The organism is Rhodococcus sp. ACPA1, assembly GCF_002300195.1.
GTDB lineage: Bacteria > Actinomycetota > Actinomycetes > Mycobacteriales > Mycobacteriaceae > Rhodococcus_F > Rhodococcus_F opacus.
In genome coordinates, this window is record NZ_NSDX01000004.1 from 903,701 (window position 1) to 923,610 (window position 19,910).

General features: G+C 66.5%; 17 protein-coding genes. 7 read left to right on the forward strand and 10 right to left on the reverse strand.

Features of this window, described 5'->3' with window-relative positions:
- Positions 1–10: 10 nt before the first annotated feature.
- Positions 11–844 carry an IclR family transcriptional regulator gene (locus CJ177_RS22175; protein WP_005265605.1) on the reverse strand — a complete coding sequence of 278 codons (834 nt, stop codon included), beginning with the start codon at positions 842–844 and terminating at the stop codon, positions 11–13.
- A gap of 199 nt (positions 845–1,043) precedes the next feature.
- On the opposite strand from CJ177_RS22175, the gene xsc reads away from it, so the two are divergent.
- A complete protein-coding gene (xsc, locus tag CJ177_RS22180) occupies positions 1,044–2,852 on the forward strand; it encodes a sulfoacetaldehyde acetyltransferase (protein ID WP_005249200.1) in 1,809 nt (602 codons plus the stop codon).
- A 150-nt stretch (positions 2,853–3,002) separates the two neighbouring features.
- Positions 3,003–3,770 (forward strand): sulfite exporter TauE/SafE family protein, encoded by a 768-nt coding sequence (locus tag CJ177_RS22185; protein WP_257014627.1) that lies wholly within the window; start codon positions 3,003–3,005, stop codon positions 3,768–3,770.
- A 51-nt stretch (positions 3,771–3,821) separates the two neighbouring features.
- Here the strand turns inward: CJ177_RS22185 and CJ177_RS22190 are convergent, their stop codons facing one another.
- The 4 genes from CJ177_RS22190 to CJ177_RS22205 form a co-directional block, all read right to left on the reverse strand.
- Positions 3,822–5,189, reverse strand: a complete 1,368-nt coding sequence (locus tag CJ177_RS22190) for an MFS transporter (protein ID WP_095868592.1) — start codon at positions 5,187–5,189, stop codon at positions 3,822–3,824.
- On the reverse strand, positions 5,186–6,457 hold the full coding sequence (locus CJ177_RS22195; RefSeq protein WP_095868593.1) for a hydroxyacid-oxoacid transhydrogenase: 1,272 nt from the start codon (positions 6,455–6,457) through the stop codon (positions 5,186–5,188). The genes CJ177_RS22190 and CJ177_RS22195 overlap by 4 nt, the downstream gene beginning before the upstream one ends.
- A gap of 183 nt (positions 6,458–6,640) precedes the next feature.
- Entirely contained in the window at positions 6,641–7,423 is a 783-nt protein-coding gene (locus CJ177_RS22200) for an IclR family transcriptional regulator (RefSeq protein ID WP_143548699.1), read from the reverse strand.
- Positions 7,424–7,523: 100 nt separating this feature from the next.
- Entirely contained in the window at positions 7,524–8,705 is a 1,182-nt protein-coding gene (locus CJ177_RS22205) for a CdaR family transcriptional regulator (protein ID WP_005249205.1), read from the reverse strand.
- 179 nt (positions 8,706–8,884) lie between these two features.
- Here CJ177_RS22205 and CJ177_RS22210 point away from each other — a divergent pair, with 179 nt between their 5' ends.
- From CJ177_RS22210 to CJ177_RS22220, 3 genes are read left to right on the forward strand one after another with little or no spacing between them, the layout of a single operon-like run.
- Entirely contained in the window at positions 8,885–9,142 is a 258-nt protein-coding gene (locus CJ177_RS22210) for a DUF3311 domain-containing protein (RefSeq protein ID WP_095868594.1), read from the forward strand.
- The gene (locus tag CJ177_RS22215; RefSeq protein ID WP_005249208.1) at positions 9,139–10,635 is read left to right on the forward strand and encodes a sodium:solute symporter; all 1,497 of its coding nucleotides are present in this window, start codon (positions 9,139–9,141) and stop codon (positions 10,633–10,635) included. The genes CJ177_RS22210 and CJ177_RS22215 overlap by 4 nt, the downstream gene beginning before the upstream one ends.
- Positions 10,635–12,242, forward strand: a complete 1,608-nt coding sequence (locus CJ177_RS22220) for an amidohydrolase (protein WP_095868595.1) — start codon at positions 10,635–10,637, stop codon at positions 12,240–12,242. Before CJ177_RS22215 ends, CJ177_RS22220 begins: the two co-directional genes overlap by 1 nt.
- 43 nt (positions 12,243–12,285) lie before the next feature.
- Here CJ177_RS22220 and CJ177_RS22225 read toward each other — a convergent pair whose 3' ends face one another.
- The 5 genes from CJ177_RS22225 to ald form a co-directional block, all read right to left on the reverse strand.
- Positions 12,286–12,501, reverse strand: coding sequence for a hypothetical protein (locus CJ177_RS22225; RefSeq protein ID WP_005249210.1), 216 nt, complete (start codon positions 12,499–12,501; stop codon positions 12,286–12,288).
- 22 nt (positions 12,502–12,523) lie between these two features.
- Positions 12,524–13,114 (reverse strand): dihydrofolate reductase family protein, encoded by a 591-nt coding sequence (locus tag CJ177_RS22230; protein ID WP_061043645.1) that lies wholly within the window; start codon positions 13,112–13,114, stop codon positions 12,524–12,526.
- Positions 13,115–13,218: 104 nt separating this feature from the next.
- On the reverse strand, positions 13,219–14,322 hold the full coding sequence (locus CJ177_RS22235) for a hypothetical protein (RefSeq protein WP_231914399.1): 1,104 nt from the start codon (positions 14,320–14,322) through the stop codon (positions 13,219–13,221).
- Between the two features lie 152 nt (positions 14,323–14,474).
- Positions 14,475–15,944: a PLP-dependent aminotransferase family protein gene (locus CJ177_RS22240; protein WP_061043647.1), complete on the reverse strand. Its 1,470-nt coding sequence runs from the start codon at positions 15,942–15,944 to the stop codon at positions 14,475–14,477.
- Positions 15,945–16,047: 103 nt separating this feature from the next.
- Complete coding sequence (gene ald, locus CJ177_RS22245; protein ID WP_005249214.1) at positions 16,048–17,169, reverse strand: alanine dehydrogenase; 1,122 nt, start codon at positions 17,167–17,169, stop codon at positions 16,048–16,050.
- Positions 17,170–17,394: 225 nt separating this feature from the next.
- Here ald and CJ177_RS22255 point away from each other — a divergent pair, with 225 nt between their 5' ends.
- Together CJ177_RS22255 and CJ177_RS22260 are read left to right on the forward strand one after the other, a co-directional pair.
- On the forward strand, positions 17,395–18,765 hold the full coding sequence (locus CJ177_RS22255; protein WP_179443263.1) for an aspartate aminotransferase family protein: 1,371 nt from the start codon (positions 17,395–17,397) through the stop codon (positions 18,763–18,765).
- An 89-nt stretch (positions 18,766–18,854) separates the two neighbouring features.
- Positions 18,855–19,883: a phosphotransacetylase gene (locus tag CJ177_RS22260; protein WP_095868596.1), complete on the forward strand. Its 1,029-nt coding sequence runs from the start codon at positions 18,855–18,857 to the stop codon at positions 19,881–19,883.
- The last annotated feature ends 27 nt before the right edge of the window (positions 19,884–19,910 follow it).

Here is a 19,910-nt window from a genome sequence, read left to right on the forward strand (position 1 = left end):
ACGCCCTCCTTCAGTTCAGGTCTGGCGAACCGTCGTCCGTGACCTCGTTCTCGATCTCACCGATGGCGTCGGCCGCCCGCCGCAACGCGGGCAGAAGCTTGAGCGCCTTGTCGGGGGTGAGTCGCATGACCGGGGCCTGGACTGCGATGCAGAGGTTGGAATTGCCTGTGGCGCAGGGGACGAGCACCGCAGCGCACACGAGGCCGGGAAGGAACTCTTCGTCGTCGATGGCGTAACCGTCACGGCGGACCTGTTTGAGTTCGGTCTCGATCAGCTCGACGTCGGTGACCGTCTTGGTGGTGTACCTCTCGAGCGGCATCCGCGCGAGAAGTCGCCGTCGCTGGGCAGGGCTCAGCTGCGACAGGATCATCTTGCCGCTGGCCGAGCAGTGCGCGGGCACCCGCGATCCCGCATGGAGTGTAAAGCGAAGGGGCTCGGAGGTTTCCACGCGGTCGAGATACACCACTTCGCTACCCGACAGGGTGGTCACGTTGCAGCTCTCGCCGAGTTCCGCGACGAGGTTTCGGAGGATGGCGTGTCGTGCGCCGTGGTGGGTGTCGTTGAGCAGCAGATTCTCGGCGAAGCGTCGCAGGCGCACGCCGGTGCCGTAATGCCTGCCGTTGTTCTGCCGGGTGAGGAGTCCGGCGCCCTCGAGTTGCTGGAGCATGCGGTGCAGGGTCGGCTTGGCCATGCCCGTCTCTTCGACGAGCCCCTGCAACGTGAACAGCTGGTCCTTGGACGCGATCATCTCGAGCAGTGCGAACAGGCGGAGCGTCGGTGTGTCTCCGGGTAGCTCCGTAGTCGGGTGTCCGTTCGACTCGTCGATCCGGTGAATCTCACCCACGGTTCCTCCTTGGCCGAAACGGCGACGCATTCGCATCGTGTATCGAAAAATCATACATCTCGTTCCAGTTTTAGGAACATTCATTGACGAAGTGTGTGACGTGGCCTACTGTCGTTGCAGATCACAAAATCACGAACGAAACGTTCCGATTTTTGACATTCTCTGCCGGTTCCGGCGCGCCCCTGAAGGAGGATCACACATGAGCAAGAAGAAGAACGGTGCCGATCGCACCGCTGTCTCCGGTGTACAGAAGATGACACCGTCGGAGGCGTTCGTCGAGACGATGGTCGCCAACGGCGTCACCGACATGTTCGGCATCATGGGATCCGCCTTCATGGATGCGATGGACATCTTCGCTCCCGCCGGGATTCGACTCGTCCCGGTCGTGCACGAGCAGGGCGCGGGGCACATGGCCGACGGGTATGCCCGGGTCAGCGGGCGGCACGGCATGGTGATCGGGCAGAACGGTCCGGGTATCAGCAACTGCGTCACCGCGATTGCCGCAGCGTTCTGGGCGCACAGCCCCGTCGTCATCGTCACTCCCGAGGCCGGCACCATGGGAACGGGCCTGGGCGGCTTCCAGGAAGCCAACCAGCTGCCGATGTTCCAGGAGTTCACCAAGTACCAGGGGCACGTCAACAACCCGAAGCGCATGGCCGAGTTCACCGGCCGCTGCTTCGACCGCGCGATGTCCGAGATGGGCCCGACACAGCTGAACATTCCGCGCGACTACTTCTACGGTGAGATCGAGACGGAGATCCCGCAGCCCACCCGCCTCGACCGCGGTCCCGGTGGCGAGACGAGCCTGAACGAGGCGGCGGAACTGCTGGCGCAGGCCGAGTTCCCGGTCATCGTGTCCGGCGGCGGCGTGGTGATGGCCGACGGTGTCGAGGAGTGCAAGGCACTCGCCGAGCGTCTCGGCGCCCCCGTCGTCAACAGCTACCTGCACAACGACTCGTTCCCCGCCAGCCACCCGCTGTGGACCGGACCGCTCGGCTACCAGGGTTCCAAGGCCGCGATGAAGCTGATCAGCCAGGCGGACGTGGTGCTCGCCCTCGGCACTCGCCTCGGCCCCTTCGGGACGCTCCCGCAGCACGGCATGGACTACTGGCCGAAGAATGCCAAGATCATCCAGATCGACGCCGACCACAAGATGCTCGGCCTGGTCAAGAAGATCTCCGTCGGAATCTGCGGTGACGCGAAGGCCGCTGCCGTCGCGCTCACCGAGCGGCTCGAGGGCAAGGCCCTCGTCTGCGATGGCAACCGCGCGGCACGCGGCGAGAAGATCGACGCCGAGAAGGCCGCGTGGGAGAAGGAACTCGACGAATGGACGCACGAGCGCGATGCGTTCAGCCTCGACATGATCGCCGAACAGGAAGGCGAGGACGGCAACTGGCTGCACCCGCGTCAGGTGCTGCGCGAGCTGGAGAAGGCGATGCCGGAAGACGTGATGGTGTCCACGGACATCGGCAACATCAACTCCGTCGCCAACAGCTACCTGCGCTTCGAGAAGCCGCGCAGCTTCCTTGCCCCGATGAGCTTCGGTAACTGCGGTTACGCCCTGCCGACCGTCATCGGCGCGAAGGCGGCGGCACCGGAACGGCCCGCCATCGCCTACGCAGGCGATGGCGCCTGGGGCATGAGCCTGGGCGAGATCATGACGGCTGTCCGGCACGACATCCCGGTCACCGCCGTCGTCTTCCACAACCGGCAGTGGGGTGCGGAGAAGAAGAACCAGGTCGACTTCTACAACCGCCGCTTCGTCGCCGGTGAGCTCGAGAGCGAGTCCTTCGCCGGTATCGCACAGGCGATGGGCGCCGAGGGCATCGTCGTGGACAAGCTCGAGGAGGTCGGTCCGGCACTGCAGCGCGCGGTCGCCGCACAGATGAACGAGGGCAAGACGACGGTCATCGAGATCATGTGCACCCGCGAACTCGGCGACCCCTTCCGCCGCGACGCGCTGTCGAAGCCGGTTCGCCTGCTCGACAAGTACAAGGACTACGTGTAGTCCGCTCCCTGCGAGCACGTGGCCCCCGGCGCAGACGCCGGGGGCCACGACCCGTGCGTTCCTGGTACCGACGATTCGACGTCGTCTGGACCTGTCGGTTCGCCGCCGCGACCCCCACACTTCTGACGGAGACAACGGCGAACGAAAGCGGTGCAACAGGGTATGGCGGCAACGGTGTGGGATCTGTCGTTGCCTGCCCTCCTCTTCGCGCTCGGCGTGGTGGTGGCCGGCGGTGTCGTCCGCGGTTTCGGTGGGTTCGGTGGCGCGATGGTGTGGGTCGCGGGACTCGTCGTCCTCCTCCCGCCGACGTCGGTGATCCCGACCGTGTTCGTTCTCGAGGTCGTCGCGAGCGCGGCGATGCTGCCCCAGGTGTGGCGGCAGGTGCACTGGAAGTCGTTGCGCTGGTTGTTCGCCGGCACCCTGATCGGTATGCCGCTGGGGATGTGGGCGCTCACGCAGCTGTCCGGTGACCTGGTGCGCGTGCTGCTGGGAGTCGCGATCATCGGCTCCGCCGTCGCCATGGCCGCCGTCCCCGACCGGCAGTCGCTACCCGGCCCCGGGGTGACCACCGTGACGGGAGTGGCATCCGGTCTCCTCAACGGCGGCTTCGCCCTCGGTGGCCCGCCTGCCGTCCTGATGTACTTCTCCGCGTCCACCCACGTGGCGACCGGGCGCGCCTCGCTCGTCGTGTTCTTCCTCGTCATCGACGCGTTCGGCGCCGCGGGGTCGGCTGCCGGAGGTCTCCTCACCGTGCCCGTCCTCGCACAGATCGCCCTGTTCACGCCGCTCTGCATGTTCGGCGCCGCCGCAGGGAAATGGCTGTTCGACCGCACCACCGCCCAGCAGGTCCGTCAGCGGGTGCTGTGGCTACTCGGCTTCCTCGGCGCCGCCGTCCTCGTGCAGGTGGCGTTGCGGTAGCCCGAGGCCCCGCTCTCGATAGACCGAGGCGGGGCCACAGCAGCTTTGGTGTCAGGTCGGGGATACTTGCGACATGGCGGCGTTGTCAGGGTATGAACTGCCGTCCTGGTCCTCCGTGTAGATGTCCCGGCCGCGGATTGCGAGCGTGCACAGCGTGCTGACCGCGCCCACCGCAACGATGTATCCCATGATCAGTGAGAGTCCTCCGCTCGCCGAGCCGAGGAGGGATGCGAGCACGAGCGGCGTCAGACCGGATGCGACGATTCCCGACAGCTGGTAGACGACGGAGATTCCGCTGTAGCGGACTCGGGTGGGGAAGAGTTCCGCGAACAGCGAGGACTCGGGGGCGTAGACGATCGGATAGAGGACGCCGAGGACCAACACGATCGTGATGACGATGACAGCGGTGTCTCCGGTGCCGATGAGCACGAAAGCGGGATAGGCTGCAGCCGTGAGAATCACGCTGCCCGCCGCGAACACGTGTCTGCGGTCGTGCCGGTCGGCGACCTTTCCGAAGACGGGAATGAAGACGATCATGGTCGCGGCCGCCGCCATCACTGCCAGAAGCAGGGTTTGACGGCTGAGGTGCAGCGTGCCGGTGCCGTAGGCGATCGCAAAAACCGCCCACGTATTGAAGGCCACACCCTCGGCCCATCGACTGCCCATTCCCAGCACCATGTTTCGCCGTGACTGCGGGCTCTTGATCAGTTCCAGGGCAGGCACGGTGGCCTTCTCCTCCACCGTCTCGAGCTTGCGGAAGGCCGGGGTCTCCATGACCTTGAGGCGGATGAACAGGCCGACCGCCACCAGGATCGCGCTGAGCATGAAGGCGATCCGCCAACCCCAGTCCAGGAAGGCGGCCTCGGACAGGGTCGAGTTGAGTGCCGCGAAGACACCCGTGCCCAACATCAGGCCGATTGCGAGACCGATCTGCGGCAGGCTTCCGTAGAACCCGCGCTTGCCGCGGGGTGCGTATTCGACGGCCATCAGGACTGCCCCACCCCATTCGCCGCCGATTGCGACTCCTTGTGCGAGCCGGAGCACCACCAGCAGAATCGGCGCGGCGATTCCGATCGTCGCGTACGTGGGGACCAGTCCGATCAGGCAGGTCGCCACACCCATGATCATCATGGTCGCGACCAGGGTCTTCTTCCGGCCGATGCGGTCGCCGATGTGACCGAAGATCAGACCGCCGAACGGCCGGGCCATGAATCCGATCGCGAACGTGGCGAACGCGAGCAATGTGCCGACGATCGGATCCGAACTCGGGAAGAACAGCTTGTCGAACACCAGGCCTGCGGCGATGCCGTAGAGGAAGAAGTCGTACCACTCCACAGTCGTTCCGACGATGCTCGAGGCTACGACGGTACGGATCTCGGACTTCGACGGTTCCTGGTCGGTGTCTCGCGGAGAAGTCACAACGACTCCCGGAATATGTGTGTGAGGGCGTTCCTCGTCACCGGTCGGGGCACGACCGCCAGCTGACGCGTCTGCTTCATCGTGCCATCCACCAGCGTCGCCAGGTGCTCTTCCCCGTAGCCGAAGCTTCGCAATCCCGAGGGCATTTCGATGTCGGCCATCAGCTCGCTCAGTACGTGCGCGAGCGCGTCCGCTCCATCGGTGGCCGTGAACGTCCGGCCGGAGAGGAGCTCGGCCGCCCGCAGGTGCCTGCCGGGGTCGCTCGGGTAGGTCCATCGGAAAACTGCCGCGGCAGTGGCGGATACGGCCTGCCCGTGCGGCACCATGGGCATTCGAGGATAGCCCTCGGCCTGGTAGTTCTCGACGGCGCCGGCGACCGGGTACGCATTGGCGTGGGGCAGGTGGGTGCCCGCGTTGCCGAACCCTGTTCCGGCGGAGGTCGAGGCCAGCGCCATCTGGTAACGAGCTTCCAGGTCCCGCCCGTTCATCACCGCGCGTCGCAGGTACTTCCCCACCAACGACAGGGCCTGCTCGCACCAGGTGTCACTGATGGGGTTGGAACCGCAGAAGGCGGGGCGCTTCATCGGGTCTTCGGGCGCAGGTTTGGCGTCGAACCGGACGCTGGTGTAGCTCTCGAGCGCGTGAGAGAGCACATCCATGCCGCTCGCAGCGGTGACCTGCGAGGGCAGCGTGACGGTGGTCAGGGGATCGACTACTGCGAGCGTCGGTCGCAACTTGGGATGACTGACCCCGGCCTTCAAGTGCAGGCCGAGGAAGTCGATGACGCAGATCGTCGTCGATTCCGATCCGGTGCCCGCGGTGGTCGGTATGGCAATCAGGGGTTTGAGGGGAAGCCACGGTGCCTTACCTCCGCCGATGGGCGGGGTCACGTAGTCGAGCAGTTCCCCGGGGTGAGTGGTGAGTAGGTTGACTGCCTTCGCGGTGTCGATCGCGGAACCTCCGCCGACTGCGAGGTAGGAGTCCCACTCCCGTTCACGGGCGAAAGAGACGGCCTCCTCGATGCTCTGATCTGTGGGTTCCACTGCGACGCCGTCGAATACGTCCGACTTGATTCCTGCGGCGATCAGCTGATCGCGGATGCGGTCGGGGATCCCGGTGTTTCGAACGCCTGGGTCGGTGATCACCAAACAGGATTCCGATCCCAGTGCGGACAGCTCGGCGCCGACCTCGTCCAAAGCGCCGATACCGAATTTCAATGGGGGTGCCGCCCAAGTGAAGACGCTCTCGTTCTCGTTCGATCGGTACATCGTTGAGACTCCTTCGCTGTCACAATGTAGGGATAGTCCCCACACTGTGAACCGACGATAGGCCAGCAACGTGGATATGTGAAGTCCCTCACAAGAAGAATTCGAGGGATCCAGCACATAGCGGATCGCGACGCTACGGAACGGCGGCCGCACCAAACGCCCGGGCCGTGGGAGGTCCTCGGGTCAGTGAGACATCGCCCGGTTGACCGGGACGAATTGGGATACTTCCTTCGCCGCCTGGACAATGCGGTCTCCGAGCGTCCGTACCCTCGACTTGGGCATTCGGACGGTGGGGACCTGAATCACCAGCGCTGCCTGCGCGTTCCCGTCCGCGTCCAGAATGGGTGCGCCTACGCAACGCACACCCTCGACGTTCTCCTGCTCGTCGATGCTGTACCCGCGGACCCGGATCTCCCGGAGTTGCTCCGAGAGTTCACGGGGAGTACTCAAGCTGTGCGGAGTGACCTTGGCCAGCGTGGCCGGAAGCGACTCGACGTACGTCTCGGCGTGTGGCGAGAACGCCAGGATCGCCTTGCCCGAAGCCGTCGTGTACAGGGGAAACCGGGCGCCCGTGTGCTGCTCGAACCGCAACGGGAGCGTCGACTGCACCCGCATCATCACCACCGATTCCGGCCCCTGACGGATGGAAAGGTTCACGGATTCCTGGGTCTCGGAATTGAGCTGCTCCAGGATGGGTAGCGCCTTGTCCATGCCGAACCCGCGCTGGGCGGCCTGGCCGAGCAGTACCGTTCCACTGCCGAGGTAGTAGCTGTCGGACATCGGATTCCGCGCTACGAGACCCTCGGCGATCAGGGCCCGGATGAGTCTGTTGGCCGTACCGGACGACAACTGGAGTTCTGCCGCGATAGCACTGCCGGTGAGTTCGTCGGGTGAAGATGCGAGCAACTTGAGCACGGCCAGCGCACGTCCGACGGATTGTGTGCCCGCAGGCAGTTCTTCGCTCACCACGCAATCCCATCTTCGTCCGACCTGCCGGCGAGTCGATGTTACCCGCTCGGCCGATGACCGAGGCGCAGATCTTGTCGCAGTTCGGGCCGGTAGACCGCTATTCCCCCGCGGTGTCGGAGGGCGTGTCGCCCGAATCACGCTGGAACAGACTCAGACTCGACACCGACCGCTGCAGGCCGTCGAGAGTCCGGGGATCCCAGCCGGTCAGCTGTTGCCAGCGGTCGAGCCGGTAGGTGATCGAGTTCGCATGCAGGTGGATGTCCCGCCCGGCCGCGCTGATGGAGAACTCGTTGCGGGCGAACGCCAATACCGCCTCGACGAGGTGCGGATGGTCCGCGGCGACGGCGACACCCGGCTCCAGCAGCGTGGCGAGCTCGTCGCGATGATCCGCCAGGGTGGCGGCAACCCATTCGTCGGCGAAGCGGACCACCTCACCGGTAGGCGAGGCCAGATGCAGAACCCGGCGCGCGTCCGTGATGCTCATCGCCGCGCCGGCCAGGCCGGGGCGGCCCAATCCGACTCCGACCGTGGTCCCCGGGTGACCGAGCCGGACCTCGCGGATGATGTCGTCGACCGGTGCGCGCTGGCTCAGGGCGATGATGACGGTGCCGTGCCCGCTGCATTGAGTGGTGCCCGGGATCGTGTCCAGGGTGCGTTGCAGCCGTTCGAGCTGCGCTTCCGACCACTCCTCCGCGGCGACGCACACCGCTTGGAACTCGTGCTGCGCGGTGAAACCCAGCGCCTCAGCCAGCTCGCGCACATCGCGGTGGTCGCCGTCGACCGACCGCGCGAGGGCCTCGAAGAACCGGTATCGCACCCCCGCGCGGATGGCCTGTTCGCTTCGGGTCGCATCGGTGTGTCCGACGGCGACCGCGCTGGTGGCGGTGTGGACGAGGTCCCACATCATGCCGCCTGCGCGCAGCAGGTCGGTTGTCGGCTCGGCGGCTGTGGCCACCATCGTGTTCCACAATTCGCGGGACGCGATGTGGTACGTCTCGATGACGTCGGACAGTGGCAATCCCTGCATTGCCCGGCGCCGCCCGAGCTGACGCGAACGCTCGAGGACGTCGTCGGCGAGAGGCTCGCTCTCCGCGAGGGCGCGCAACGTCGCCGCGAGCTGCCGACTGATGTATCCGCGCTGCTCGTCGATCGGTACGGCGGCGTACGACTGCAATTCGGCACGGATCTGACCCACCGCTCGGTCGGTTACCGATTCGATCTCCTCCGAGACCTGCCGGCACAGCCGTTGGATCGTGTCTTCACCCACGGACTCGGGCACCCTCTCCCTCGTTTTTCGCACTCCCGTGAAATTCACGAACCGCCTCGACGTTTTCCGGGATTCGCCCATGGCCCGAGAGGAGTGATTCAGACCACACTAGTGCCAGAGTGCACGTCGACCGGCACCGGACCCAACCCGCGACGCCGGTGGACGCAGTCGGAATAGGAGACAAAACAATCATGTCCAACGAGGCAAAAAGCGCCTTACTCGCGATAGGTGTCCCGTTCGCCGGAGTTCTGGGCGGCATCGTCGCCCTGTCCGGATCCACGGCCACGGTCTTCGGAGTCCCCATCCTGTTCGCGTGGTTGTTCCTGTGGATGCCGCTCACCTCGCTGTGCCTCCATCTCGCCTGGAAGCTCTTCGACCGCAAGGACTTCGAAGCTGCCGAGCGCGCCGAATCGGCCGCTACGAGCGCTCGGACGGGAGACCAGTCATGACCGCGGCCTTCTTCACCCTCGTGCTCGTCCTCGCCCTCGGGGCAGGCGTGCTGTCGCGGCGCGGCAGCAAGAAGGAGATCTCCGACTACCTGGTGGGTGGCCGGTCGTTCGGTCCGCTGCTGGTCTTCATCCTGGGGGCGGGCGAGGCGTACAGCATCGGCACCCTGATCGGGTTCCCCGGCGGCGTGTACGCGCACGGGGCGAGCTACGGCGTCTGGTTCATCGGGTACATCCTGCTGGCCTACCCGATCGGATACTTCTTCGCGCCCTACCTCTGGCGCGCGGGCAAGAGATACGGCGCCATGACCCTGCCCGATGTGGCCGGGCGCCACTTCCGGTCGCGTGGGCTGGAATTGACGATCGCCATCGCTTCGGTCGTATTCCTCATCCCGTGGGGCCAGCTTCAGCTCGCCGGACTGCAGATCGCACTGACCGGTCTGGGTATTTCCATCGACCCCACCGTCGCGGTCTTCGCAGGCGCAGCCCTCGCGCTGCTGTTCCTCATGCTGTCCGGGGTGCGCGCCCCCGCGTTCGTGTCGTACGTCAAGGACACCGCCCTGTTGCTCGGCGCCGTCCTGATCGGACTGGCGGCGGTGATCGAGACCGGTGGCACCGAGAAACTGTTCGCCGCGGCGGCAGCCAGTGGTGGCGGCTCGGCCTCACACTCTACGGTCACCGGGTCGTCACTGACGTTCGTCCTGACGACGATCGTGTTCCAATCGGTCGGGTTCTTCATCTTCCCGATCATCGTGCAGGCCGTGCTCGCGGCGAAGTCCGAGGCGACGATCAAGCGGGTCGCCAAGTTCAATCCCCTGTACATGCTCATGTACCCGTTCCTCGTCGCTGCCGCCTTCGGGGCGATCACGCTGCTGCCCACGAAGCTCGAGGGCACGGAATCCGACCAGGTGCTCCTGCAGCTGTCGCGACAACTGTTGCCCGACTGGCTGACCGGCGTCGTCGCAGGCGGCGCGGCCCTCTGCGCGATCGTGGTGCTGTGCGGGGCGGCCCTCGGAATCGGCGCGATCGTGTCGCGCAACATCATTCCCGGGATCCCGGAATCCCGCCAACGGGTCTGGGTGCGCGGCGTCGTCGTGGCGTACCTCGGGATCTCGCTCCTGCTCACCCTCGCGACACCTCAGCTCCTACTCACTCTGGTCAACACGGCGTACTACGGCGTCACCCAGGCCGCGGTGGTCTTCGCGACGATGGTCTTCGGATGGAAACTGCGCCCCGCTGCCCTCGCCATGGGCGTGGTGCTCGGCGACGTCGTGGTGCTGTGGCTGTATCTCGACAAGCACGGCCCCGTGTCCGTCTGGCTCGCCGAGCACGGTGTCAATCTCGGCGCGGCCGCCCTGGTCCTCAACATCCTCTTCGTGGTGTCGACGCGGGTGTTCTGGCCACCCACCGATCCCGTCCGCGGCCTTCGCGCCGACGGCCGAACGTCCGGCACCGCCGCGGGATCCGTGGCCGCACGCAGCGAAGTGGGTGCCTGATGTCCAGGACACTGCTCACCGCCGATTCGATCCACACCCAGGACCCGTCGTCGCCGACTGTCGAGGCGCTGGTCATCGACGGAGCCGACGTGATCGCCACCGGCACCACGAAGGACATGACGGATCGCGCCGGAGTCGGCGCCCGCCACCTCGACCTGCCCGGGGCCACGGTGATCCCGGGTCTCATCGAATCGCACATCCACCCCACCTATGCCGGCCTCACCGACGGCTGGGCGGACTGCCGGACACCCCCGTGCCGGTCGATCGCCGACATCCAGCAGGCGTTGCGTGCCTCGGCCGCCGGCAGCGGATGGATCAGGGGGTGGGGTTACGACGATACCCAGATCGCCGAGGGGCGGCATCCGACCCGGACGGATCTCGACGCCGTCAGCACCGACCGTCCGGTCATCGTCCTGCACATCTGCGGGCACTTCGCCGTCGCCAACACCGCCGCACTCGCGGCCGCAGGCATCGACGAATCCACGGTGCCGGTGGACGACCCGCTCTTCCCTCGCGGCGCCGACGGTCGACTGACCGGGATGGCGTGGGAAATCGATGCGGTGGCGAGGCTCACCGCGGCGGTTCCCGCGCTGACCGAGCAGGAGGTCAACGGCGCCTTGCTTCGCAGCCTGCTGTCGGCGCGGTCGCGGGGCATCACCACGATCCACGATCTCGGGGTGGGTCTCTCGGCCGGCGAGCAGGAGCTGACCGCCTACCGCTCGCTGGACGCGTCGGGTGAGCTGCCGGTGCACGTCGTCGGGTTCCTGCGCGGTGACATGGCGCTCGAGGCCCTCGACGACCGGGGAGTCACGTTCGAGCACGCACCGGCGGCCGGCGCACGCTTCCGGCTGGCCGGCGCGAAGTTCTGGGCCGACGGATCGATCCAGGGGCTGTCCGCCGCACTCCGCACGCCGTACGCATGCGACCCCAGCCATCACGGCGACCTGCTCTACCCGCAGGCGCAGCTCGACGAGATGATCCTGCGGGTGCATCGTGCGGGTGGCCAGGTCGCCGTGCACGCCAACGGCGACGCGGCGGTCGGTGCCGCGATCACCTCGCTGAGGAGGGCGCAAGCCACCGACGGCCGGATGGGACGGCACCGCATCGAACACTGCCAGGTGAGCGCACCGAGCGACCTGGCCGCGATCCGGGAAGCCGAACTCGGGGTGAGTTTCTTCGTCAACCACGTCTTCTACTGGGGCGACCGCCACCGCGACCGGTTCCTCGGTGCCGAGCGTGCCGCCGAGATGGATCCCCTCGCCTGCGCCGACGAGCTGGGGCTGCGATTCGGACTGCATTCGGACTGCCCGATCACCCCGATGGATCCGCTGGCGACCATCAGAACCGCGGTCACCAGGATGACGAGGGGCGGCACGGTGCTCGGCGGAAACCAGCGGATCGGAGTGGATCGCGCGATCCGGGCCATGACCATCGACAGCGCGTACCTGGTCCACGACGAGACCCGTGTCGGCACCTTGACGGCCGGCCGTCGTGCGGACCTGGTGGCGCTCGACGGCAGCCTCGGGGATCTCGCGGACGGCACCACCGAAATCCCCCGTCCCACAATGGTCATGATCGACGGAGAGTCGGCGGACATCGCGTCGTAACCACCGGCGATGGCAGCGCTCGAGCGCTGCCATCGCCGGCGGTTCAGGAGGTCGATATCGGTGACGTGGATTCTGATTGCGCTCGGATTGGCGCGGTGCTGGTTTTGTTCTCGAGGGTGAGTGCGGCGACGAGCGATATTGCTGCGGCTGTCGTGATGTAGGCGGCCGGGATGACGGTGTTTCCGGTGGTTTGGACGAGCGCTTGGAGGACCAGGGGGGTGGAGCCGCCCATGAGGGAGATGATGACGCTGATGCCCATGGATACGCCGTTCGCAGTCCGCTCAGATCGGTCGACGGCGAACCCGATAGCGCAGGTGAAGCACCCGGTTGCCCTGAATCACCTCGTCAGGATCCTCCAATAGGTGCTGCGCGTGGACCGACCCGAAGTAGCGCTTGCCGGACCCGAACACGACGGGTACGACGTCCATGCGCACCTCGTCGATCAGGCCCGCGGCAAGCACCTGGCCACCGACGTCGCCAGCGGCGACCTCGACGATGCGGTCACCCGCAAGTTCCTGCGCCTTGGCCACGGCTGCCTCGACGCCGTCGACGAAGTGAAACGGCGCCTCGGGGTCCCAGCCCTCGGGTTCCGGCCGGTGCGTCACGACGACCACGTGGTCGATCCCGCTCGGAGGCTTTCCGTCCCAGCCGTCCGTCATGTCGAAGACGTGGCGGCCGACGAGTGTCGCCCCGATCTGGTCCCAGTACGGCCGGGTGTAGTCGTAGGACGTCTGCGACACCTTCACCTCGCCGCTCTCGTCCAACGGGACGTCACCGCTGGTCAACCAGTCGAACAGCGGTCCGGGCTGGTCGTGCTCGTCCGCGATGAAGCCGTCCACCGACACCGAGCTGTACATGACCACCTTGCCCATGGGGCTCTCCTCTACGTAGGGGTGCCCCAAATTTAGCGTGTCGCGTGGGGATTCCCGCCGGCATCACGTTCGCGGATCCGCCTGCGGCTCAAGGACAGCAGTCCTCAGCGGTGAGTTTCGCCGACCCAGGAAGGATGTCTTCCATTGGTGTCGCACACCCAGGTCCGGGAATCGTCACTGTCGAGGTTGGCGGTGTCGGTGAGCCAGTAGGTGTCGTCGGGCGCCCATCCCGCGATGACACTCGCGCTGTCGGCGTCGACGGCGATCGCGGTGCCCGCCGCGGCGAGGTATCCCGCCACGGTGAGATGGACGCCCTCATACAGTTCGGAGAGCCGCGGCCAGTCGGGAATGACCCATCGTCCTGATCGTCCGGTGGTGCGGTACCAATCGTGTCGTTTCTGCGCGGTGACCTCGACGGGAAACTGTCTGCACAGTTCCGCCCACGCCTGCGCACCGTCGACCTCGTACACGCGAGCGCCGGCGGGGATGTTCATTCGTCGCGTGATGGCGCGCTCCCATCCCATGCTGTCCTCGACGAACCACAAACCGGCCGGGGTCCCGTCTAACAGCCGCCGGGACGAACACCGTGTGGGTGGAGTCGACCACCACCAGCCGGACCAGTTCGCCGACGGATCCGCCGGACGATCGCGTTCTGCTCGCACTTCCTCCGCGGCAGTCCGATCACGGTAGTCACGTAACAGTTCTGCGGTAGTGGAGTCAATGCGATCCGTACCGTCCTCGCTCCAGCCCACCGACCACTGATCGGTCGCAGCGGGCGTCGTCCACCACTTCGCATGCGGGGATCGTGCGATGTGCTCGGCGACCCGTCGAAGCTCACGGCGCACCGGTTCGGCGGCGACGAGGATGTCTTCACCGTCCGGGTCCTGCCAGTAGCGCGCCGCGTCCACCGCGTCGGCGAGAGCCGAACGGAGTGCAACCGCGGTCACCTCGGGAAGCGGCACCTGGGACAGGCGGTGCGCCGCATCGTCTGCGGTGAGGACGGTCCGCCGAGCCTCTTCGGCGCCGGGCCCGAACAGCACGCGTGCGCCTTCGCGACCGGACTCGAGGTGATACGACGCCAGAAATACGGCGTGATCGAACAAGTCACTGCGGAACTCGGAGTGCAGAGTTCGTTCGGCGTCTCTCGCGTAGGCGAGCAGCATCCGACGCCCACGTGGGCCGGCCAACAAGGCTTCTGCGGTAGTCATGTGCTGACCACCCTAGAGCCCCCGAGCCGACGCGCCTCCAAATATGTCGACCGCGGGCCGCGGGCCGTGGGCCACTGCGGCTGCGAGGAAGCCGGCCGAACAGGCCGCCGCCTGGGCGGCAGTATGCGCGCAGGCGCGGGTGTTGTCGGGGTCTACCTGCCAAAGCGGAAACTCGCCTGGCACGCCTGGCCGAGAAGTGCGATGCCTTCTTCGATGGACCGCAGGGGGATCGCGCCGTAGCCGATGCGGAAGTGGTTGCGGGGCGGGACCGGCTGCGTGAAGAAGATGTCGCCCCGTTCGATGAGCACACCGCGGGCTTCCGCCTCGCGCACGAGCACCCGGCAGTCGAGGTTCTCCGGTCCGGTCATCCACAAGCTGACGCCACCGGGCGGATAGGGTTCCTGCGGCCACGGGAGATACTTGTCGACGGCCGCACACAGACGCTCCCATTTGTGTTTCATCTGGGTGCGGTGATGGCGCAGCGCGCGGTGGTACTCCCCACTGTCGATGAGCATGGCCAGGGCCCGTTGCTGGTGACCCGGTGGATGACGGAGCACGTACCGTCGGGCCTTCCGCAGTTCGCGCACCAGGTCCGCAGGTCCGACGAGGTAGCCCAGACGCAGACCGGGGGCCAGGAATTTCGAGAACGTGCCGAGGTACACGGCGTCGCCGCTGGAATCGAGCGCTTTCAGCGCCGGGCTGGGGCTGCCGTGATAGCGGAACTCGCTGTCGTAGTCGTCCTCCACGATCACCGTGCCGGACTCCGCGGCGAGCTGCAGCAGACGCTGACGACGGTCGATGCCGAGCGTCGCGTTGGTCGGATGGTGATGGCTCGGTGTCAGATACATCAGGTCCGTGCCGCGCAGCGTCTCCGGCGGGCGCAGGCCGTGGTCGTCGACGTCGATGCCGTACACCTGGGCGCCGGTGCGCAGGAAGATGTGTCGCGCATCGAGATAGCCGGGATTCTCGATGGCAACCCGATGTTCGGGTCCGAGCAGCACCCGGCCGACGAGATCCAGGCCCTGCTGGGAACCGACGGTCACGAGAACCTCGTCCGCGCTCGCCTCGATGCCGCGGGAGGGCAGCAGATGCTGGCGGATCATGTCGATCAGCATCGGGTCGTCCGCACCGACGCTGTCCTGGAGGCTCGCGTAGGCGTGCGGTTGATACAGCGCGTCGCGGAGACAGCGCACCCACGCGCGGGCGGGGAAGCTGCGGATGTCGATCTGCCCGGCCAGGAACGGGTACGGATAGCTGTGCCAGTCGACGTTCTTCTCGATGTGCGGGACGTCGGCGTCGGGGTAGCGCCGGATGCGGGACGACCAGTCGATGCGCGGGATGGTCGCGCGGGCGTCCGTTGCGAGCGTCTCGATCATGTCGGGATTCACGAACATGCCCGAGCGCTGGTGGCTTTGAACGAGTCCCTCGGCGATCAGTTCCTGATACGCCAGGTTGATCGTGTTCCGGGAGATCGCGAGATCGACCGCGAGTTCACGCGAACTCGGAAGGCGGTGTCGTGGATCGAACAGCCCGTTGGCGATGCCGTGTTCGATCGCCCGTCGAACCTGTCGGTAGAGCGGTTCGGCGGAATTGCGGTCGACCTCGATCAGTGTTCTCGGCACGCATCGCCTCCTGTGGATCCAAGAGTGGCCAGAGGTAGGCCGACCCGGCACGCCGAGAAGTTCTCGAACGAGCACTTCTCAGTATGCCGGGCCGGCGGCGAAATCAAACCAGGTTGAGCGCGTCGTCGACGCTGACCGACTCGATCCCGAGTGCCTCACCGACGGCATCGTTCGTCAGGCGCCCGGCGACGGTGCTGACACCGGCGCGGAGTGCGGCATTCTCCCTGGCCGCGCGGGCGAGGCCCTTCTCGGCGATCTGCAGGGTGTACGGCAAGGTCACGTTGGTGAGTGCGTACGTCGACGTGTGGGGCACCGCTCCCGGCATGTTCGCCACGCAGTAGAACACCGAGTCGTGGACCTTGAACGTGGGCTCCGCGTGGGTGGTGGGACGCGAATCCTCGAAGCAACCGCCCTGGTCGATCGCGATGTCGACGAGGACGCTGCCCGGCTTCATCCGTGAGACCAGCGAGTTCGAGATGATCTTCGGTGCCTTGGCGCCCGGGACGAGCACGGCACCGATGACGAGGTCGGCCTGCATGACTTCCTGCTCGATCGAGTAGGCGTTCGCGGCGAGGGTGCGAATCCGGCCCTGGTACATCCGGTCGGCGGCGCGCAGCTTGTCGACGTTCTTGTCGAACAGGACGACGTCGGCCCAGGTGCCTGCGGCGACGGCGACGGCGTTCATACCCGATACGCCCGCACCGATCACGACGACGCGAGCCGGCAGCACACCGGACACGCCGCCGATCAGTACGCCTCGGCCACCTTCCGGTCGCATGAGTGCCTGCGCACCGACGAGCGGTGCGAGCCGGCCGGCGACCTCACTCATCGGGAACAGCAGGGGCAGCGAACCGTCGGGAAGCTGAACGGTCTCGTACGCAACGGAATTGGTTCCGGCGGCGAGCAATGCCCGGGTGCACTCTTCACCCGCAGCGAGGTGCAGGTAGGTGAACAACGTGAGGTCCGAACGCATCCGGTGGTATTCCTCGGCGATGGGCTCCTTGACCTTGAGCAGCAGTTCCGCGCTCTGCCACACCGCGTCGGCGGAGTCGAGGATCTTCGCGCCGGCGGCACCGTAGGCGTCGTCACCGATCGACGAGCCCTCCCCCGCACCGCGTTCCACGAACACGTCGTGCCCGTGGGCGACCATTTCGTGGACACCGGCGGGAGTGGCCGCCACCCGGTACTCGTGGTTCTTGACTTCCTTGGGGATACCGATCCTCATCTGAGACCTCCGTTAGCTGGGGCTGTTCGCCGCTCCGACCACATGTCGTGGTGCCCGAGCGATTCGATACCGAAGTCTGGATCACTCTGGCATGGGACCAGAAGGACCAGTTGAGCGCCGTCTACGGGGACCAGACTGGACCCATCGAATACCGCTCTTCTGGCCCTGACCTGCGGTCTGCCTCGTCGGTATGTTGTGGATCACAGCCATTCGACAACGAAGGAGATGGTCGTGGACGTCACCGAATTGCGAGCACGGGCCCGCCGGCACCTCGGACCTCATTTCACCCGTAAGGACACCTGGGAAAGCGACTTCCCGGTGTTCGTTCGTGGCGAGGGAAGCTATCTGATCGACACCGAGGGGGACCGTTTCCTCGACGGTCTGGCAGGCCTGTTCTGCGTGAACATCGGTCACGGCCGCGACGACATCGCCAAGGCGGCGAGCGAGCAGATCGGAACGCTGGCGTACGCCTCCAACTGGGGCAGCGCCCACATTCCCGCGATCGAGGCGTCCGCGCTCATCGCCGACCTGGCGCCCGGTGATCTCGGGACGACCTTCTTCGTCAACTCGGGTTCGGAGGCCGTGGAGACGGCCGTCAAGTTCGCCCGGCAGTACCACCGCAGCCAGGGCAACCCGCAGCGCACCAAGATCATCAGCCGCGAGATGGCGTATCACGGAACCACTCTCGGCGCCCTCTCGGTGACACAGCTGCCCAAGATCAAAGACCCGTTCGGACCGCTGCTGCCCGGGGTCCGCTCCGTACCCAACACCCTCGGTTACCTCGGCGATTGCGGCCCGGCGAACGAGCTCGACTGCATCGCCGCGATCGAAGCCGTCATCGAGGAAGAGGGCGCCGAGACCATCGCCGCCGTGTTCGCCGAGCCGGTCCAGAACGGGCGCGGCGCCCTCGTCCCGCCGGACGGATACTGGGCCGCGCTGCGCGCGCTGTGCGACAAGCACGGGATCCTGCTGGTCTCCGACGAGGTGATCTGCTCGTTCGGCCGCCTCGGACACTGGTTCGGGCACGGGCTGACCGGTGTGGTTCCCGACATGATCACGTTCGCGAAGGGCTCCACGTCCGGATACGCGCCGCTCGGCGGCCTGATCGTGCGTGAGCAGCTGGTTCGCGAGCTCTACGACTCCCCCAAGGGCGGCGTGTTCACGCACGGCGCGACGTGGGGCGGACACCCGGTGTCGACGGCGGTGGCGGTCGCGAACATCACCGCGATGCGCGACGAGAACGTGCTGGGCAACGTGTCCGCGCGCGGCCCGAAGTTGCGGTCGGCACTCGACTCGCTGATGAGCGCGCACCGCTGCGTCAAGGACGTGCGCGGCACCGGATTCTTCTACGCGATCGAATTGATGGCCGACAGCGACAGCGGCCGCGAGTTCACCGAGCAGGAGTCTCTGACGGTGTTGCGCAAGGTGCTTCCGGAGGCGTTCGCCCGCACGAAGGTGATCCTCCGCGGCGACGACCGCGGTGCCACGATGCTGATGATCTCGCCGCCACTCGTCGCCGACGACGAGGTGCTCTCGGAACTGCTCCACGGAATCGACAGCATGCTCACCGACATCGAAAAGGCAATCCAGCCGTAGGGAACGACAGTTCCCCGATTTTCCAGCGGGTGGCGGTCGTCGCGATCGACGACCGCCACCCCTCTTCGTAGTGATGGGAGAGCGAGGCCATGGCCCCGGGCGTCACCGCTGTACCACCCACCGACGCTGCACGACTGAATGATTCGTCGCTGATCGACCACTGGGTCGCGAGCCTGAGAGGGGAGAATCGCGTCGTCGGTCTCGCGGACGGAGAAGACGAACGCGCGATCCGTGCCGCCCACCATCTGCACCACAAATGTGTCGTCTCCCCGCGGCTGTTCGGGCGGCGGGACGTCATCCGGCGCATCGCCGAGGCCGCGGGTATCCCCCTGACCGAGGAACTCGTCGTCGACCTCGCCGAGGCGGCTGCCGACCCCGCGATCCGCGACGCCGTCGAATCGGGGTTCGCCAAATACCCCGACCGGGTCGAGTCGGCGCTGTCCGACCCGGTGTGCCTCGCCGCGGCGGCACTGCGCGCCGGAGTGGTCGACGCCTGCGTCGCGGGTGCGAGCAGGCCGACGTCCGACGTGCTACGGGCCGGGCTGCGCATCGTCGGCCTCGCGCCGGGTTCGAGCATCCTGTCGAGCTCGTTTCTGATGTTGCTGTCGGACGGCAGGCAGTTGACGTTCTCCGACTGCGCCGTCGTACCCGACCCCACGGTCGAGGAACTGGTCGACATCGCGCTGGCTGCCAGCGCCACCCACTTCCAGCTCACCGAGCAGACGCCGATCGCGGCGATGCTGTCGTTCAGCACCCAGGGCAGTGCCAGCCACCCGCGGGTGGAGAAGGTCCGCGAGGCCGCGGACCTGGTGCGCGTCCGGGACCCACAATTGCACGTGGACGGTGACCTGCAATTCGATGCCGCGCTGGTCGCCGAGATCGGCGCATCCAAGGCGCCCGGTTCGCGGGTCGCCGGCCGCGCCAATGTGCTGGTCTTCCCCAATCTCGACGCCGGCAACATCGGGTACAAAATTGCCCAGCGGCTCGGGGGTGCAATAGCCTTGGGTCCCATCCTGCAAGGCTTGGCCGCACCGTGGAACGACCTGTCCCGAGGATGCACCGGCAGTGACATCGAACTGATGGCTCTGGTGAGCGCAGTCCAATCCCTGGCCACCTGAACTTCACACCTGCACGGGAACGTGCCG

Excerpts from the sequence above, each read along its gene's own strand:
- xsc (WP_005249200.1), top strand. The coding sequence starts at position 1,044 with ATGAGCAAGAAGAAGAACGGTGCCGATCGCACCGCTGTCTCCGGTGTA.
- CJ177_RS22195 (WP_095868593.1), bottom strand. The coding sequence starts at position 6,457 with ATGTACCGATCGAACGAGAACGAGAGCGTCTTCACTTGGGCGGCACCC.
- CJ177_RS22210 (WP_095868594.1), top strand. The coding sequence starts at position 8,885 with ATGTCCAACGAGGCAAAAAGCGCCTTACTCGCGATAGGTGTCCCGTTC.
- CJ177_RS22215 (WP_005249208.1), top strand. The coding sequence starts at position 9,139 with ATGACCGCGGCCTTCTTCACCCTCGTGCTCGTCCTCGCCCTCGGGGCA.
- CJ177_RS22220 (WP_095868595.1), top strand. The coding sequence starts at position 10,635 with ATGTCCAGGACACTGCTCACCGCCGATTCGATCCACACCCAGGACCCG.
- CJ177_RS22225 (WP_005249210.1), bottom strand. The coding sequence starts at position 12,501 with ATGGGCATCAGCGTCATCATCTCCCTCATGGGCGGCTCCACCCCCCTG.
- CJ177_RS22230 (WP_061043645.1), bottom strand. The coding sequence starts at position 13,114 with ATGGGCAAGGTGGTCATGTACAGCTCGGTGTCGGTGGACGGCTTCATC.
- CJ177_RS22235 (WP_231914399.1), bottom strand. The coding sequence starts at position 14,322 with ATGACTACCGCAGAAGCCTTGTTGGCCGGCCCACGTGGGCGTCGGATG.
- ald (WP_005249214.1), bottom strand. The coding sequence starts at position 17,169 with ATGAGGATCGGTATCCCCAAGGAAGTCAAGAACCACGAGTACCGGGTG.
- CJ177_RS22255 (WP_179443263.1), top strand. The coding sequence starts at position 17,395 with ATGGTCGTGGACGTCACCGAATTGCGAGCACGGGCCCGCCGGCACCTC.
- CJ177_RS22260 (WP_095868596.1), top strand. The coding sequence starts at position 18,855 with ATGGCCCCGGGCGTCACCGCTGTACCACCCACCGACGCTGCACGACTG.